This window comes from Pseudomonas sp. NPDC087804 (genome assembly GCF_044742965.1).
In the GTDB taxonomy this organism is placed as follows: domain Bacteria; phylum Pseudomonadota; class Gammaproteobacteria; order Pseudomonadales; family Pseudomonadaceae; genus Aquipseudomonas; species Aquipseudomonas rustica.
Window position 1 is genome coordinate 18833 of sequence record NZ_JBIUVN010000031.1, and the last position, 15094, is coordinate 33926.

General features: G+C 60.5%; 17 protein-coding genes. 6 read left to right on the plus strand and 11 right to left on the minus strand.

Translation table 11 applies throughout. The annotated features are described in order from the left end of the window. Positions 1-106 precede the first annotated feature (106 nt). From ACIOMO_RS24445 to ACIOMO_RS24465, 5 genes are all read left to right on the plus strand, one after another. Positions 107-1381, plus strand: coding sequence for a glycerate kinase (locus tag ACIOMO_RS24445; RefSeq protein ID WP_401244047.1), 1275 nt, complete (start codon positions 107-109; stop codon positions 1379-1381). After that, the gene (gene pyk / locus ACIOMO_RS24450; RefSeq protein ID WP_053118455.1) at positions 1378-2793 is read left to right on the plus strand and encodes a pyruvate kinase; all 1416 of its coding nucleotides are present in this window, start codon (positions 1378-1380) and stop codon (positions 2791-2793) included. The genes ACIOMO_RS24445 and pyk overlap by 4 nt, the downstream gene beginning before the upstream one ends. Before the next feature lie 137 nt (positions 2794-2930). Continuing rightward, a complete protein-coding gene (locus tag ACIOMO_RS24455; RefSeq protein WP_401244049.1) occupies positions 2931-3845 on the plus strand; it encodes an urea transporter in 915 nt (304 codons plus the stop codon). 21 nt (positions 3846-3866) lie between these two features. Then, complete coding sequence (locus tag ACIOMO_RS24460) at positions 3867-4691, plus strand: ion transporter (protein WP_159812675.1); 825 nt, start codon at positions 3867-3869, stop codon at positions 4689-4691. 105 nt (positions 4692-4796) lie between these two features. Then, positions 4797-5795, plus strand: a complete 999-nt coding sequence (locus ACIOMO_RS24465; RefSeq protein ID WP_053118449.1) for a sulfate ABC transporter substrate-binding protein — start codon at positions 4797-4799, stop codon at positions 5793-5795. A gap of 254 nt (positions 5796-6049) precedes the next feature. Here ACIOMO_RS24465 and ACIOMO_RS24470 read toward each other — a convergent pair whose 3' ends face one another. Next, positions 6050-6670, minus strand: a complete 621-nt coding sequence (locus tag ACIOMO_RS24470) for a hypothetical protein (protein ID WP_401244051.1) — start codon at positions 6668-6670, stop codon at positions 6050-6052. A gap of 233 nt (positions 6671-6903) precedes the next feature. Between ACIOMO_RS24470 and ACIOMO_RS24475 the strand changes: the two genes are divergently transcribed. Then, complete coding sequence (locus ACIOMO_RS24475; protein WP_053118445.1) at positions 6904-8091, plus strand: MFS transporter; 1188 nt, start codon at positions 6904-6906, stop codon at positions 8089-8091. 68 nt (positions 8092-8159) lie between these two features. On the opposite strand, the gene ACIOMO_RS24480 is transcribed toward ACIOMO_RS24475, so the two are convergent. The 10 genes from ACIOMO_RS24480 to ACIOMO_RS24525 all read right to left on the minus strand — a co-directional run bounded on the left by ACIOMO_RS24480 (position 8160) and on the right by ACIOMO_RS24525 (position 15083). Next, positions 8160-8564: a type II toxin-antitoxin system HicB family antitoxin gene (locus ACIOMO_RS24480; protein WP_401244053.1), complete on the minus strand. Its 405-nt coding sequence runs from the start codon at positions 8562-8564 to the stop codon at positions 8160-8162. Then, on the minus strand, positions 8564-8776 hold the full coding sequence (locus ACIOMO_RS24485) for a type II toxin-antitoxin system HicA family toxin (RefSeq protein ID WP_053118442.1): 213 nt from the start codon (positions 8774-8776) through the stop codon (positions 8564-8566). The genes ACIOMO_RS24480 and ACIOMO_RS24485 overlap by 1 nt, the downstream gene beginning before the upstream one ends. A gap of 305 nt (positions 8777-9081) precedes the next feature. Next, a complete protein-coding gene (locus tag ACIOMO_RS24490) occupies positions 9082-9486 on the minus strand; it encodes a hypothetical protein (RefSeq protein ID WP_401244055.1) in 405 nt (134 codons plus the stop codon). Positions 9487-9511: 25 nt separating this feature from the next. Then, a complete protein-coding gene (gene ccmI, locus ACIOMO_RS24495; RefSeq protein ID WP_401244057.1) occupies positions 9512-10714 on the minus strand; it encodes a c-type cytochrome biogenesis protein CcmI in 1203 nt (400 codons plus the stop codon). Then, the gene (locus tag ACIOMO_RS24500; RefSeq protein ID WP_212544240.1) at positions 10711-11181 is read right to left on the minus strand and encodes a cytochrome c-type biogenesis protein; all 471 of its coding nucleotides are present in this window, start codon (positions 11179-11181) and stop codon (positions 10711-10713) included. Before ACIOMO_RS24500 ends, ccmI begins: the two co-directional genes overlap by 4 nt. Then, positions 11178-11714, minus strand: a complete 537-nt coding sequence (locus tag ACIOMO_RS24505; protein ID WP_401244059.1) for a DsbE family thiol:disulfide interchange protein — start codon at positions 11712-11714, stop codon at positions 11178-11180. Before ACIOMO_RS24505 ends, ACIOMO_RS24500 begins: the two co-directional genes overlap by 4 nt. Then, positions 11711-13699: a heme lyase CcmF/NrfE family subunit gene (locus ACIOMO_RS24510; protein ID WP_401244061.1), complete on the minus strand. Its 1989-nt coding sequence runs from the start codon at positions 13697-13699 to the stop codon at positions 11711-11713. Before ACIOMO_RS24510 ends, ACIOMO_RS24505 begins: the two co-directional genes overlap by 4 nt. A 3-nt stretch (positions 13700-13702) precedes the next feature. Beyond that, positions 13703-14158 (minus strand): cytochrome c maturation protein CcmE, encoded by a 456-nt coding sequence (gene ccmE, locus ACIOMO_RS24515; protein WP_053118425.1) that lies wholly within the window; start codon positions 14156-14158, stop codon positions 13703-13705. Then, positions 14155-14331: a heme exporter protein CcmD gene (ccmD, locus tag ACIOMO_RS24520; RefSeq protein WP_008055370.1), complete on the minus strand. Its 177-nt coding sequence runs from the start codon at positions 14329-14331 to the stop codon at positions 14155-14157. The genes ccmE and ccmD overlap by 4 nt, the downstream gene beginning before the upstream one ends. Continuing rightward, entirely contained in the window at positions 14328-15083 is a 756-nt protein-coding gene (locus ACIOMO_RS24525) for a heme ABC transporter permease (protein ID WP_053118423.1), read from the minus strand. Before ACIOMO_RS24525 ends, ccmD begins: the two co-directional genes overlap by 4 nt. Positions 15084-15094 lie beyond the last annotated feature (11 nt).

Here is a 15094-nt window from a genome sequence, read left to right on the forward strand (position 1 = left end):
CACATTCAACATCCATGTTGGCTGACACACCGCCTTCGCGAGCAGGCTCGCTCCCACAAGGGTTCCGAGTTGCCCTTTCGAATAACAAGAATTCCGGGAGCCCGCCATGTCGGTCGATCCGCAACAACTGCTGCGCGAGCTGTTTGCCACAGCCATCGACGCGGCCCATCCGAACCAAGTCCTCGAAGCCCATCTGCCTGCCGATCGTACCGGTCGGGTGATCGTCATCGGTGCCGGCAAAGCCGCTGCTGCGATGGCGCAAGTGGTCGAGAATTGCTGGGAAGGTGACGTGTCTGGCCTGGTGGTGACCCGTTACGGTCACGGCGCCCCGTGCGAAAAAATCGAAGTGGTCGAAGCCGCGCATCCGGTGCCGGACGCTGCCGGTCTGGCCGTGGCCAAACGCGTACTGGAACTGGTCAGCAACCTGAGCGAAGACGACCGCGTGATCTTCCTGCTCTCCGGCGGTGGTTCTGCCCTGCTCGCATTGCCGGCCGCAGGCATCACCCTCGCCGACAAGCAATCGATCAACAAAGCCTTGCTCAAATCCGGCGCGACCATCGGCGAGATGAACTGCGTGCGCAAGCACCTCTCGGCGATCAAGGGCGGCCGTCTCGGCAAGGCCTGCTGGCCTGCCACTGTTTATACCTACGCGATTTCCGATGTGCCGGGCGACCTCGCCACGGTCATCGCTTCCGGCCCGACCGTGGCCGATCCAAGCACCTCCGCCGAAGCGCTGGCGATCATCAAACGCTACGGCATCGAGATTCCCGTTTCGGTGCGCAACTGGTTGCAAAGCCCTGAGTCGGAAACCGTCAAACCCGGTGATCCGAGTCTTGCGCGCAGCCACTTCCAATTGATCGCCCGTCCTCAGCAATCGCTGGACGCGGCGGCGGTGAAATGCCGTCAGGCCGGCTTCAGCACGCTGATCCTCGGCGACCTCGAAGGTGAGTCGCGCGAAGTGGCGAAAGTCCACGCCGGCATCGCCCGCCAGATCATCAACCACGGTCAGCCACTGGCAGCACCGTGCGTGATTTTGTCCGGCGGCGAAACCACCGTGACCGTGCGCGGCAATGGCCGTGGCGGACGCAACGCCGAGTTCCTTCTGAGCCTGACCGAAAATCTCAAAGGCCAGCCCGGCGTCTATGCCCTGGCCGGTGACACCGACGGCATCGACGGCTCGGAAGACAACGCCGGCGCGATCATGACCCCGGACAGCTACGCCCGCGCCGCCGCCCTCGGTTTGAGCGCCAGCGACGAGCTGGATAACAACAACGGCTACGGTTATTTCGAGGCGCTCGATGCGCTGATCGTCACCGAGCCGACCCGCACCAACGTCAACGACTTCCGCGCCATTCTGATCCTTGAGAGCTGCAAATCATGACGCCTGATAAAAAGGTAAAAATCCTCGCCACCCTCGGGCCTGCTGTCGACGGCATCGAAGAGATCCGTGAACTGGTCGAGGCCGGGGTCAATATCTTCCGCCTGAACTTCAGCCACGGCGATCACGCCGACCACGCCAAGCGCTATCAGTGGATCCGCGAAGTCGAGCGCCAGCTCAACTACCCGCTGGGCATTCTGATGGACTTGCAGGGGCCGAAACTGCGCGTCGGCAAGTTCGCTGACGGCAAGGTGCAACTGCATCGCGGTCAGGCCTTCCGTCTCGATCTGGACGCGACACCGGGCGATCAGCGCCGAGTGAATCTGCCGCATCCGGAAATCATCGAAGCGCTGGAAGCGGGCATGGATCTGCTGCTCGACGACGGCAAGCTGCGTCTGCGCGTAGTCAGCAAATACGCCGATGCGATCGACACCACCGTGCTCAACGGCGGCGAGTTGTCGGATCGCAAAGGTGTGAACGTGCCGCAAGCGGTGCTCGACCTCAGCCCGCTGACCGCCAAGGATCGCCGCGACCTGAGCTTCGGTCTGGAGCTGGGTGTGGATTGGGTCGCGCTGTCGTTTGTGCAGCGTCCGCAAGACATCGTCGAAGCCCGCGCGTTGATCGGCGACAAAGCCTTTTTGATGGCAAAAATCGAGAAGCCTTCCGCCGTTGAACAACTGCGTGAAATCGCGGAATTGAGCGACGCGATCATGGTGGCCCGTGGCGACCTTGGCGTTGAAGTGCCGGCCGAAAGCGTGCCGCAGATCCAGAAAAACATCATCACCACCTGCCGCGAACTCGGCAAACCGGTGGTGGTGGCGACGCAGATGCTGGAGTCGATGCGCTTCTCCCCTGCCCCGACCCGCGCCGAGGTGACTGACGTCGCCAACGCCGTGGCTGAAGGTGCCGATGCAGTGATGCTGTCGGCGGAAACTGCGTCCGGCGAGTACCCGCTGGAAGCCGTGCAGATGATGAGCAAGATCATCCGCCAGGTTGAGAACGGCCCGGATTATCAGACCCAGCTCGACGTCAGCCGGCCGAAGGCTGAAGCGACCGTGTCCGATGCGATCAGCTGCGCGATCCGTCGCATCAGCAACGTGCTGCCGGTGGCGGTGCTGGTCAACTACAGCGAGTCGGGCACCTCGAGTCTGCGTGCAGCGCGGGAACGGCCGAAAGCGCCGATCCTCAACCTGACGCCGAATCTGCAAACCGCGCGGCGTCTGAGCGTGGCGTGGGGGATTCACTCGGTGGTCAACGATCGCCTGCGTCAGGTCGACGAAGTCTGCTCGACCGCACTGGAAATCGCCCAGGCCCAAGGCATGGCCGAGCGTGGCGACACGCTGCTGATTACTGCCGGTGTGCCGTTTGGCCAGCCTGGATCGACTAACTCGCTGCGGATCGAAACGTTGATTTAACCGCCCACCATGATCGTTCCCACGCTCCGCGTGGGAATGCGGCCCGGGACGCTCTGCGTCCCAAGAGCAGACGCAGAGCGTCCTTTGAGGCATTCCCACGCAGAGCGTGGGAACGATCAGTACCGAATGAACTGCCCATGTCTGCCAATCATTTCAACACCCACTGCCCCGACTGGGCCGAGGCTTTGCTCAACGGTTTCAGTCAAATATTCCTCCAGCGCCATCCGCTGTGCGGCCTGCTGTGTCTGTTGGCGATCCTGCTGACCGCACCGGTGCTGTTCGCCGGGGCGCTGCTCGGTGCCGTCGCCGGATTGCTCACCGCGCAACGCCGCAATTACGCCAAGGCTGATCGCCAGGCTGGACTGTTCAGCTACAACGGCATCTTGCTCGGTCTGCTGCTGAGCCTGTATTTCCCGTGGTCGCCGATGCTGCCGCCGCTGATCCTCGCTGCTGGTGGCTTAAGCGCGATGGTCACGCAGCAGTGGCTCAAACATGTCTACAGCAGCCGATCGATTCCGGCCTACACCTCGCCATTCGTGGCAATAAGCTGGGTTCTGCTGCTGTTCGCCGAACCGTCGGCGCCGATGGCACACGTCGAAATGAGCACGCTGAACCTGCTCGCCGCCGAACTGCGTGGCCTCGGCCAGGTGATGTTTCTCGGTCATCCACTGGCCGGCGCATTGATCGCCATCGGTTTGCTGGTCGCGGATCGCCGCGCGTTTTGCTGGGCGCTGCTGGCGTCGGCCATCGGCCTCGGTTCCAGTTTGCTGCACCACGAAACCAGCGTCGCGCTGCTCGGCATCGGCAGCTACAACGCCGTGCTCGCCGCCCTCGCCTTCTCGTCGCAACGCCAACAACCTTGGTTGCCGCTGCTCGGAATCGTTCTCGCGCTGCTGGTGACGCCGTTGTTTGCAGCGGTTGGCCTGGCCACTTTGACCGCGCCGTTCATCCTCGCCGGCTGGCTGATCCGCGCCGGGATTCAGATGCTCGGCAAAGCGTCGGTCGAGCGTGCGCCTTGCGCTCACGGTGAGAATCAACCTAGGCTGCGCTGATCTTTGATTCAGGCGTTTTCCATGGACAGCAGCAACAATTGGCGCGAACGGCTCTACGTCATGATTTTCCAGAGCGACACCCTCGCCGGGCGTCGCTTCGACGGCATCTTGCTGTTGATCATCCTCGCCAGTCTGGTGATCGTGATGCTCGACAGCATCGACAGCATTCACCAGAACTACGCGAATGTGCTGGCCTACATCGAGTGGGGCTTCACGATCATCTTTCTCGGCGAGTACATCCTGCGTCTGTACTGCTCACCGAAACCGTTGCGCTACGCCTTCAGTTTTTATGGGTTGGTGGATTTGCTGGCGATCGTGCCCGGCATCCTTGCGCTGTATTACAGCGATGCGCAGTACCTGCTGATAATCCGGATCATCCGCATGCTGCGGATTTTCCGCGTGCTCAAACTCAGCCCGTACCTCAAACAAGCCAACTATTTGATGTCAGCCCTGCGCGGCAGCAAGCAGAAGATCGTCGTGTTTCTGGTCAGCGTCTGCACGCTGGTAACGGTGTTCGGCACGCTGATGTACGTGATCGAAGGCCCGGAGCATGGTTTCACCAGCATTCCCAAAGGCATCTATTGGGCGATCGTCACACTGACCACCGTGGGCTTCGGCGACATCGTGCCGAAGACGCCGTTGGGTCAGGTGATTTCGTCGCTGGTGATGATCACCGGTTACTCGATCATCGCCGTGCCCACCGGTATTTTCACCGCCGAACTGGCCAACGCCATGCGCGGTGAACAGCTGCAACACGACTGCCCGGTGTGCAAGAAAAACAGCCACGAACACGGCGCGGCGTTCTGCTCGCGGTGCGGCAATCAGCTATTCAAGAAAGTGGAATAAGCAAAGAGCTTTTTAATCTTTAAGCGACTATGCGCACCCCGTTATAGTCAGTGGCAATTGAACATCACTCCCCCCGACACATACGCAAACAACAAGGAATGCGCAGTGAAAAAACTCTTTGGCGCCTCACTTCTCGCCGCCGGCCTGGCCTTGGCCAACATCGCTCAGGCAGCCCCGACGCTGCTCAACGTTTCCTACGACGTGATGCGTGATTTCTACAAGGACTACAACACTGCGTTCCAGAAACACTGGCAAGCCGAGCACAACGAAAACATCACCGTGCAGATGTCCTTCGGCGGTTCGAGCAAGCAAGCGCGTTCGGTGATCGACGGCCTGCCGGCTGACGTCATCACCATGAACATGGCCACCGACATCAACGCCCTCGCCGACAACGGCAAACTGGTGCCGGAGAACTGGGTCACCCGTCTGCCGAACAACAGCGCGCCGTTCACCTCGGCCACCGTGTTCATCGTCCGTAAAGGCAACCCGAAAGCCCTGAAAGACTGGCCGGATCTGCTCAAGGATGGCGTGCAAGTGATCGTGCCAAACCCGAAAACCTCGGGTAACGGCCGCTACACCTACCTGTCGGCCTGGGGTTATGTGCTGAAGAACGGCGGCGACGAGAACAAGGCTAAAGCGTTTGTCGGCAAACTGTTCAAGCAAGCGCCAGTGCTGGATACCGGTGGCCGCGCCGCGACCACAACCTTCATGACCAACCAGATCGGCGACGTGCTGGTGACCTTCGAAAACGAAGCGGAAATGATTGCTCGCGAGTTTGGTCGTGATCAATTTGAAGTGATCTACCCGAGCGTTTCGGCCGAGGCTGAGCCACCGGTGTCGGTGGTGGATAAAGTCGTCGACAAGAAGGGTTCACGGGCGGCGGCGGATGAATATCTGAAGTACCTGTGGTCGCCGGAAGGTCAGGAAATTGCGGCGGCAAACTACCTGCGTCCGCGTGATCCGGCGGTGCTGGCGAAGTACACCGATCGTTTCCCTAAAGTTGATTTCCTTTCGGTTGAGAAGACCTTCGGTGACTGGCGTACGGTGCAGAAGACTCACTTCAATGATGGTGGGGTTTTCGATCAGATTTATACCGGGCAGTAAGGTTTAAGCTGACATGAAAAAGGCGATCCGCAAGGGTCGCCTTTTTTGTGGGCGCTTTACCCTCACCCCAGCCCTCTCCCAGAGGGAGAGGGGGCCGACCGAGGTGTCTGGCGAGTTACATCGACCTGAAAGACCTTATCGATTGTCGATTCGGCAATGCAATTTCAGGTCGGTGTATTCCTTCAGCATCCCCCAATCAGTCCCCTCTCCCTCTGGGCGGTCCGACGTTTCGGGAGGGCTAGGGTGAGGGGCTTCTACATCGGTGGGGTCAGGCCATCCTTGCCGGCGGAGATGGATTGCGCCGTCAGCGTGCCATCCGCGCTCTGCGTCACGAACGTGACGATCTTCACCCCAACCTTCAGCAAGCTCCGGTCGCCCGGCACCAGATTCACAATCGGCACATCCTCCGGCACCAGTATCTTCTGCTGTCCGCCCTTGTAGTTCACCGTCAGCACCCGCCCGTTGCTCACCACCAGATCGCCGACGCTGCCATTGGTCATGCTGCTGCCCTTGGCCAGGTCAAACGGCCGATGACCGTCGCCACTCCCCGCCAGCTCCGGTGGAAACACATGCACTTCCAGCGCCTTGAGCGTGCCGTCTTCCTGCGGCATCGCCGCCGAGCCGATGTAGCTGCCGGGTTTGATGTCTTCGATGTTGGCCAGGGTAACGGCGCGAACCTTGGTGTCGCCGGTCAACTGAATCACCACGTTCTCGCCGCTGTTGACGTGGACTTTCAAGCTGTCCGGGCTGACCCCGGTGATCTCGCCGCGCACGCCGAGGCGCATGCCCGGTGCGTCGGCGGCCTGCACGCTGGCGGCGCCGAGCAGGCTGATCAGGACAATCGTTGCGGTATGGCGAAGCGTCTGACGAAACATTGCATTCCTCCGGTGATCAACGTGGAACAAGCCGATGCAAACATAAGCACGCTATCGAAGAAGATGTAAGTGAATGTATCATCAGCCCTCAACGGTCGGACGCAAGGTTCGCCCAGAATGGCCACGGCCGTCATTACCCGACGTAATAACTGATATCAACCGAAGGCTGCTTCTGCCCGTTCGGTTTGTCCCTTAGCCTCACCGCATTCCTTTCGCTGGATCGAGTAACCCCTATGACCGCCACGACTCACGCAATGACCCGAGGCATGGTGCTGCTGTTCGCCTTCTGCTGCGGCGCCATCGTTGCCAACATCTACTACGCGCAGCCAATCATCGGCCTGATCGCGCCGGACATTGGCCTGAGCGACACCATGGCCAGTTTCATCGTCTCGCTGACGCAGATCGGTTATGCGCTGGGCCTGTTCTTTTTGGTGCCGCTGGCGGATCTCCTGGAAAACCGTCGGTTGATGATCATCACCACCGTGGTGGCGATTGCCAGCCTGTTGGCGGCGGCGTTTACCGATCAGCCTAATGTGTTTCTGCTGATCTCGTTGCTGGTGGGTTTCAGTTCGGTGTCGGTGCAGATTCTGATTCCTCTGGCGGCGCACCTTGCTCCGGAGGAATCCCGTGGCCGTGTGGTCGGCGGGATCATGGGCGGTTTGTTGCTGGGTATTCTGTTAGCACGACCGGTATCGAGCGTGGTTGCAGATCACCTCGGCTGGCGGGCGATGTTTATGATTGCTGCGGCACTGATGGCGGCGATCAGCGTGGTGTTGGCGCTGACCGTGCCCAAGCGCCAACCGGATCACAGCGCCACGTATGGCCAACTGCTTGGCTCGTTGTGGACGCTGCTGCGCCAACAACCGGTGCTGCGTCAACGTGCGTTTTATCAGGGCTGCATGTTCGCCACGTTCAGCCTGTTCTGGACGGCCGTGCCGCTGGAACTGGCGCGCAACCATGGTCTGTCGCAAAGCGAGATCGCGATTTTCGCGCTGGTCGGCGCCATCGGTGCCATCGCCGCTCCCATCAGCGGGCGCCTGGCCGACGCCGGCCACACCCGCATCGCCTCGCTGCTGGCCATGATCTTCGCCAGCCTGAGCTTCCTGCCCGCCTTCATCCACCCCGCCTACAGCGTCATCGGCCTGGCCGTAACCGGCGTGGTACTCGACTTCTGCGTGCAGATGAACATGGTGCTCGGCCAACGCGCGGTCTACTCGCTGGATGCAAAAAGCCGTGGCCGCCTCAACGCCTTGTACATGACCAGCATCTTCATCGGCGGTGCGTTCGGCTCGTCGGTGGCCAGTGCGGTGTATGAACATGGCGGCTGGTTGTGGATCGTGATTGTGGGGAGTGTGTTTCCGTTGTTGGCGTTGCTGCGGTTTTTGAGTGCTTCGCAAGGTCGATCGTTGGCCACGGCGTAAGCTGCAAAAGCTTCGCGAGCAGGCTCGCTCCCACAGGTCACTCACCGGGCCTGAGGGAACGAGGACGGTTAATACCGCGCCAGCTTCTCCATTGCCGCATCCGCCAGAAAGGAGGAGCGGCTTTTGACGTTGTGTTCGCGCACATAACGATCAATGCGCTGAATCACGTAACCGGGGAGCGTCACGTTGACCTTCTCGGTCTTGCCCAGATACGGCGAGATATCCAGCTCGAGCATGCCCCAGCCCATCTCGGCGAACTCCGAGTTATTACGGTGCGCCGAGGCAGAGGTCGGCATGGGAATAGCATCGCCATCTGCTGCAATCTCCTGCAGCATGATGTGCGCAATTTCGACGGCCGCATTGTAGGCATCTTCAAAGCTATCCCCGGCCGTCACGGCGCCAGGAATATCGGGGATCTGAATACCGATGGCAGTGTTCTCGTCGCCCCATTCGATGCAGATTGGGTATTGCATTACGGATCTCCTTTGTAACTGACTGACGGGTTGTATAAGCCCGCACGCCGCCTGATGCTCTTGACCGTCCCTAACGGTAAATCCTTCTTCGGATGAGGGACGGGAATCGTGTTCGGGTTATAGCGATGAGTGAAAATGTGATGACTGCCGGTGATCCGATCCAGCGTCCAGCCCGCCTCCTCCAGCTCCTTGATCAATTGCCTGCTTTGCACCAACCGCCTCCTTGCCCTGGCCTTTTAAAAATAACCCTAGAGTTACCTTTACTCAAGCACAGAAATGCTCAGAGCGACGCCCGGTTGTTTTACAACATGTGATTGATCGCATCAAAAGCATCTCCGATCAGAACTCCCCCTGTGGGAGCGGGCTTGCTCGCGAAGGCGTCGTGTCAGTCGACCTTTACTAACCTGACACGCCACTTTCGCGAGCAAGCCCGCTCCCACAGGGTTTCTCGATCCGCTTCAAGATTTGCGCATGACGCAGACAAAAAAAACGGCGATCCGAGGATCGCCGTTTTCATTTACTCCCCGAACTGCTTGCCCAGTCCCGGTGGCACGCCGTGGATGTTGGTGTCTTCCCACGGGCCGTTGGGGCTGATCGAGCGGCTCCAGCCGTTGTTCCAGCGGTAGTAGGTGCGCTGGCGGTAGAAGGTGTTGGTCTGGTCGTCGAGAACGTAGACGCCGAGTTTCTGATCCCAGTGGCTGTTGCCGCCCGGCGGTGGGGCGAAGCTGGCCGAGGTGCGCGGGACGGGTTTTGCCGGTTTCGCCGGGATGCTTTTGCCCGGCGTTGGCGAGGTCGATGGGGGCGGGCTTGGTTGCGACGGCGGGATCGGCGGCAGGTTGGTCGTCGGTTCCGGGCGTTGCACCGCACATGCACTCAAGCCCAGGGCCAGTGTGAGGACTGTGATTCGGGCGATGGTGTGCATGGCGGTGCTTTCCTTGTTTGCCCGATTATTTGTCCGGGCTGTCGATGGTCAGTGTTTGTAGCGCGGTGGTGCTGCTGGCCAGAGGGCCGCTGCGACCGACCCATTCCCCGGCAGTCGGTTGGCCGGCACGGGACACGCGCGCAACCAGTTGGACTTCAGGGAAGTTCGACAGTTTCAACTGCGGCATCATTGCGTCGGCATCGCCCAGTTCGACGGTCACCGGCAGATCCGCCACGGTCAGGCGCTTGGCGGCCAACGGTGCCGGTGGGCCGGAGGTGGCGCGGGCGAAGATGAACACGCTGTCGCCCGGTTGCACTTTGCCTTTGAGCTCGCTGGCCAGATCGACGCTGACTTTCAACAGCGCAGCTTTCGCCGGCGCGGGCGCCTGAGCGACCTTGCCGCCGCTGGCTTCCAGACGTTCGGCGGCGCGTTTGATTCCGCCTTCCAGCGCGGCACGGGAATTGTCGTCCGGCGGCAATTGCGCGAGCAGACGGTTCCAGTAATCGATGGCTTGCTGATAGCGCTCGCCTTCGAACGCGGCGATGCCGAGCAGACCGAGGCTGGTGACTTCTTTCGGATCAGCCTTCAACGCTTCGTCAGTCAGTGACTGAATTTTGTCCGACCACTTTTTGCCATCGGCAAAATACTGCGCCTGCGCCCACTGGCCGAGCAGTTCCGGCTGGCGACCGGCAAGATTGGCGGCGCGCTCGAACATCTTCGCTGCGTCCGCCGGACGATCCTGAGCCATGTAGGTACGGCCGAGGAAATACACGCCCTCAGCGGAATCCGGTTGCGCGGCAACGGCGCGCTCCAGACGCTGGGTCATCTCTTCCATCGACTTCGGTGCTTCGGCGAATTCGCGGGTCAGTTCAACTTTTTCCACGGCACCGAAGTGCATGTACAAGCCCAGCCCCAGCACCGGAACCAGCACGGCGGCCAGCAGCGGCAACGGTTTGCCCAATCGGGAAACCCGTGGCGCCGCAACCCCTTCGGTATCGGCCAGCAACTCACGCGCCGCTTCCGCGCGACCGCTGTCCATTTGCGCCGCGTCGAGCACGCCTTCGGCCTGTTGCGATTGCAACTCGGCAACGCGCTCCTCGTACAACGCGACGTTCAGGGCAGTACGATCCTCTTCACGCTGGGCGCGACGTTCACGCAGAACCGGGATCAGCAGAAAACTCAGGGCGACCAGAAGCAACAGCCCTGCGGCAAGCCAGAAATCAATCATTCTTGGTTTTTATCCAACAGTTGGTCGAGGCGCTGACGCTCTTCGGTGGACAGCGATTGCGGGGTGTCGGCGCGTTGTCCGCGACGACGGCGGACGATCACCGCGATCACCACGAAGCCACCGAGCAGCAGACCGGCCGGGCCGAACCACAGCAGCGCGGTCTTGGCGTTGAGTGCCGGTTTGTAGCGGACGAAATCACCGTAGCGATCGACCATGAAGTCGATGATCTGCTGGTTGTCCTTGCCCTCGCCGAGCATGCGGAAAATCTCTTTGCGCAGGTCAGCGGCAATCGGTGCGTTGGAGTCAGCGATGTCCTGGTTCTGGCACTTGGGGCAGCGCAGTTCCTTGGTCAGTTCGCGGAAGCGCTCGCGATCGCCTTCTTTGGCAAACTCGTAGGTGTCGATGGCGGCATGGGCCACGCCAACCAGACTCAAACCCAATACCACGGCAGCTAAAAAACGCTTCATGGCTTGGCCTCATCGACCAGCGCCTGATACTTGGCCACGAGTTTTTCGCGCCAGACTTGCTCGTCGATCACGCCGACGTATTTGTCGCGGATGATGCCTTTGGCGTCGATGAAGAAGGTTTCCGGCGCGCCGTACACACCGAGATTCAGGCCCAGCGAACCTTCGTCGTCACGGATATCCAGCGCGTATGGATTGTGAAATTCGCTCAACCATTTCAAGGCATCGGCGTTGGTGTCTTTGTAGTTGATGCCATAGATCACCACGCCACGCTCGGCGAGTTTGTTCAGCACCGGATGCTCGACCCGGCAGGAAATGCACCAGGTGCCCCACACATTGACCAGCGCCGGTTTGCCAAGAATGTCAGCCTTGGTCAGGGTCTTGTCGCCCTGCACGCTCGGCAGGGAAAACTCCGGGAATGGCTTGTTGATCATCGCTGACGGTAGCTCAGACGGATCAAGGTACAGACCGCGATACAGAAACACCGCCACCAGCAGAAAAATCGCCAATGGCACCAGCATCAACCAACGTCTCATGCAGCCGCTCCCGTCATGCCCAGTGCTTCACGCACCTTGGATTTCACCTTGACCCGATAACGTCGATCGAGCGCCGCCAGCAACCCACCGAAACCGGTGAGCAAGCCGCCGAACCAGATCCAGCGCACGAACGGTTTGACGTGCACGCGCACGGCCCACGCGCCGTTATCCAGCGGCTCGCCGAGGGCGACATACAGGTCACGGGTGAAACCGGCGTCGATCCCGGCTTCGGTCATTACCGAGTTCTGCACGGTGTACAGACGTTTTTCCGGGTGCAGCACGCTGATTTCCTTGCCATTGCGAATGACGCGGATGGTGCCTTTGTCAGACGTGAAGTTCGGCCCTTCGAAGTGCTTGGCGCCTTCGAAGACGAAGTGATAACCGGCCAGATCCATCGACTCGCCCGGCGCCAGACGCAGGTCACGCTCGGCACTGTTCTGACTCGACAACACCACGCCCAACGCGCAAACCGCGATGCCGAGGTGAGCGATCTGCATGCCCCAATAGCTGCGGGTCAGGGTCGGCAAGCCTTTGATCAGGCCTTTGTGACGGGTCTTGTCGACGATGTCGCGCACACCGGCGAGCAACACCCACGCGGCGAGCAGGAAGGTCGCGATCACCGCCCAGTTGAAATCGCCATAAGCGATACCGGCAACCACGGCCAGCACCACGCTACCCAGCAGCACCGGGGTCAGCATGTTCACCAGCCATTTCACCGGGGTGTCTTTCCAGCGCACCACCATGCCGATTGCCATCACCACCATCAACAACGCCATCAATGGAATGAACAACGCGTTGAAGTACGGCGGGCCGACCGACAGCTTGGCGCCGCTGATCGCATCGAGAATCAGCGGATAGAGGGTGCCAAGCAGGATCATCGACGCGGCCACGACCAGCACCAGGTTGTTGCCCAGCAACAGGGTTTCCCGCGACCACAGGTTGAAGCCGACCTGGCTCTTCACCACTGGTGCGCGCAACGCAAACAGCGTCAACGAACCACCGACCACGAACAACAGGAAGATCAGAATAAACACGCCGCGTTCAGGATCGGAGGCGAACGCGTGTACCGAAGTCAGCACGCCGGAACGCACGAGGAAGGTGCCGAGCAGGCTCAGCGAGAACGCAGCAATCGCCAGCAACACCGTCCAGCTCTTGAACACGCCACGTTTTTCCGTGACCGCCAGCGAGTGAATCAATGCGGTGCCGACCAGCCAAGGCATGAAGGAAGCGTTTTCCACCGGATCCCAGAACCACCAGCCGCCCCAGCCGAGTTCGTAATATGCCCACCACGAACCGAGGGTGATGCCGATGCCGAGGAAGGCCCAGGCGACGATCGTCCACGGACGCGACCAGCGCGCCCACGCCGCATCCAGTCGACCACCCATCAACGCGGCGATGGCGAAAGCGAAGGCCACCGAAAAACCGACGTAGCCCATGTACAGCATCGGCGGGTGAACGATCAGGCCGATGTCTTGCAGCAATGGGTTGAGGTCAGCGCCGTTGCTCGGCATTTGCGGCAGGATGCGTTTGAACGGGTTGGACGTGAGGATCAGGAACAACAGGAAACCGGTGCTGATCATGCCCATCACCGCCAGCACGCGGGCGAGCATGACTTGCGGCAACTGTCGGGAGAACACCGCCACAGCGAACGTCCAGCCGCCAAGAATCAGTGCCCACAGCAGCAACGAACCTTCGTGGGCGCCCCATACGGCGCTGAATTTGTAATACCACGGCAACGCGGTATTCGAGTTGTTCGCCACGTAAGCGACGGAGAAGTCGTCGACCATGAACGCGTAGGTCAAGGCGCCGAAGGCGAACAGCAAAAACGCAAACTGCCCCCAGGCGGCCGGCTGGGCCAGACTCATCCAGAACCGGTCGCCGCGCCAGGCGCCAATCAATGGCACCACGGCCTGCACCAGCGCAAAACACAGCGCCAGAATCATCGCCAGATGGCCCAACTCAGGAATAAAAATCGCCGACGTCATGGATCAACCCTCCTTCGCAGGTGTTGGGGCGGATTGACCGCTGTCTTTCAAGGCTTTGGTCACTTCCGGCGGCATGTACTTCTCGTCGTGCTTGGCCAGCACTTCATCGGCGACGACCACGCCATCAGCGTTGATCTTGCCCAGCGCCACGATGCCCTGCCCTTCACGGAACAAATCCGGAAGAATGCCGCGATAAGTGATGGTCACGGATTTATTGAAATCGGTGACGACGAATTTGACGTCCAGCGAGTCCGGTGAACGTTGCAGCGAGCCCTTCTCAACCATGCCACCGGCACGGATGCGCGTGTCTTGCGGCGCTTCGCCGTTGGCGATCTGCGTCGGCGTATAGAACAGATTGATGTTCTGCTGCAGGGCGCTAAGGGCCAGGCCGACGGCAGCGCCGACCCCGACCAGAATGGCCAGAATAATGATCAGTCGTTTCTTGCGCAGCGGATTCACTTGCCGTTCTCCCGGCGCAGACGACGCGCTTCTTGTTGCAGATACCGCTTGCGGGCCAGGATCGGCGCCGCCACGTTAAGCGCCAGTACCGCCAGACAGATGCCGTAGGCCGACCAGACGTACAGGCCATGATGGCCCATGGCGAGAAAATCGCCGAATGAAGCAAAACTCATCGAGCGGCCTCCAGACTGTTCTGTACTTCTTCTTTCACCCAACTGGCGCGGGCTTCGCGCTTGAGCACTTCAAGGCGCATGCGCAGCAACAGCACGGCGCCGAAGAAACAGTAGAAACCCAGCACCGTCAGCAACAGCGGCAGCCACATCTCGGCCGGCATCGCCGGTTTTTCGGTGAGGGTAAAGGTCGCGCCCTGGTGCAGGGTGTTCCACCACTCCACCGAGTATTTGATGATCGGAATGTTGATCACACCGACGATTGCCAGCACGGCGCAGGCCTTGGCGGCGCTGTCGCGATTGCTGATGGCATTGCCCAGCGCAATCACGCCGAAATACAGGAACAGCAGAATCAGCATCGAGGTCAGCCGCGCATCCCAGACCCACCACGAACCCCAGGTCGGTTTGCCCCAGATCGCCCCGGTGACCAGCGCCACGGCGGTCATCCAGGCACCGATCGGCGCCGCGCATTGCAGGGCGACGTCAGCCAGTTTCATCTTCCACACCAGACCGACAATGCCGCACACCGCCAGCATCACGTAGATCGACTGCGCGAGCATCGCGGCAGGCACGTGGATATAGATGATGCGAAAGCTGTTGCCTTGCTGGTAGTCCGGTGGCGCGAAGGCCAGGCCCCAAACGACGCCGACGCCAATCAACAGCAACGCTGCGATGCTCAGCCACGGCAAGAACTTGCTGCTGATGCCGTAGAACCACTTCGGTGAGCCGAGCTTGTGAAACCAGGTCCAGTTCATACTGTTTCCAT

Excerpts from the sequence above, each read along its gene's own strand:
- ACIOMO_RS24445 (WP_401244047.1), top strand. The coding sequence starts at position 107 with ATGTCGGTCGATCCGCAACAACTGCTGCGCGAGCTGTTTGCCACAGCC.
- pyk (WP_053118455.1), top strand. The coding sequence starts at position 1,378 with ATGACGCCTGATAAAAAGGTAAAAATCCTCGCCACCCTCGGGCCTGCT.
- ACIOMO_RS24455 (WP_401244049.1), top strand. The coding sequence starts at position 2,931 with ATGTCTGCCAATCATTTCAACACCCACTGCCCCGACTGGGCCGAGGCT.
- ACIOMO_RS24460 (WP_159812675.1), top strand. The coding sequence starts at position 3,867 with ATGGACAGCAGCAACAATTGGCGCGAACGGCTCTACGTCATGATTTTC.
- ACIOMO_RS24470 (WP_401244051.1), bottom strand. The coding sequence starts at position 6,670 with ATGTTTCGTCAGACGCTTCGCCATACCGCAACGATTGTCCTGATCAGC.
- ACIOMO_RS24475 (WP_053118445.1), top strand. The coding sequence starts at position 6,904 with ATGACCGCCACGACTCACGCAATGACCCGAGGCATGGTGCTGCTGTTC.
- ACIOMO_RS24480 (WP_401244053.1), bottom strand. The coding sequence starts at position 8,564 with ATGCAATACCCAATCTGCATCGAATGGGGCGACGAGAACACTGCCATC.
- ACIOMO_RS24490 (WP_401244055.1), bottom strand. The coding sequence starts at position 9,486 with ATGCACACCATCGCCCGAATCACAGTCCTCACACTGGCCCTGGGCTTG.
- ccmI (WP_401244057.1), bottom strand. The coding sequence starts at position 10,714 with ATGATTGATTTCTGGCTTGCCGCAGGGCTGTTGCTTCTGGTCGCCCTG.
- ACIOMO_RS24500 (WP_212544240.1), bottom strand. The coding sequence starts at position 11,181 with ATGAAGCGTTTTTTAGCTGCCGTGGTATTGGGTTTGAGTCTGGTTGGC.
- ACIOMO_RS24505 (WP_401244059.1), bottom strand. The coding sequence starts at position 11,714 with ATGAGACGTTGGTTGATGCTGGTGCCATTGGCGATTTTTCTGCTGGTG.
- ACIOMO_RS24510 (WP_401244061.1), bottom strand. The coding sequence starts at position 13,699 with ATGACGTCGGCGATTTTTATTCCTGAGTTGGGCCATCTGGCGATGATT.
- ccmD (WP_008055370.1), bottom strand. The coding sequence starts at position 14,331 with ATGAGTTTTGCTTCATTCGGCGATTTTCTCGCCATGGGCCATCATGGC.
- ACIOMO_RS24525 (WP_053118423.1), bottom strand. The coding sequence starts at position 15,083 with ATGAACTGGACCTGGTTTCACAAGCTCGGCTCACCGAAGTGGTTCTAC.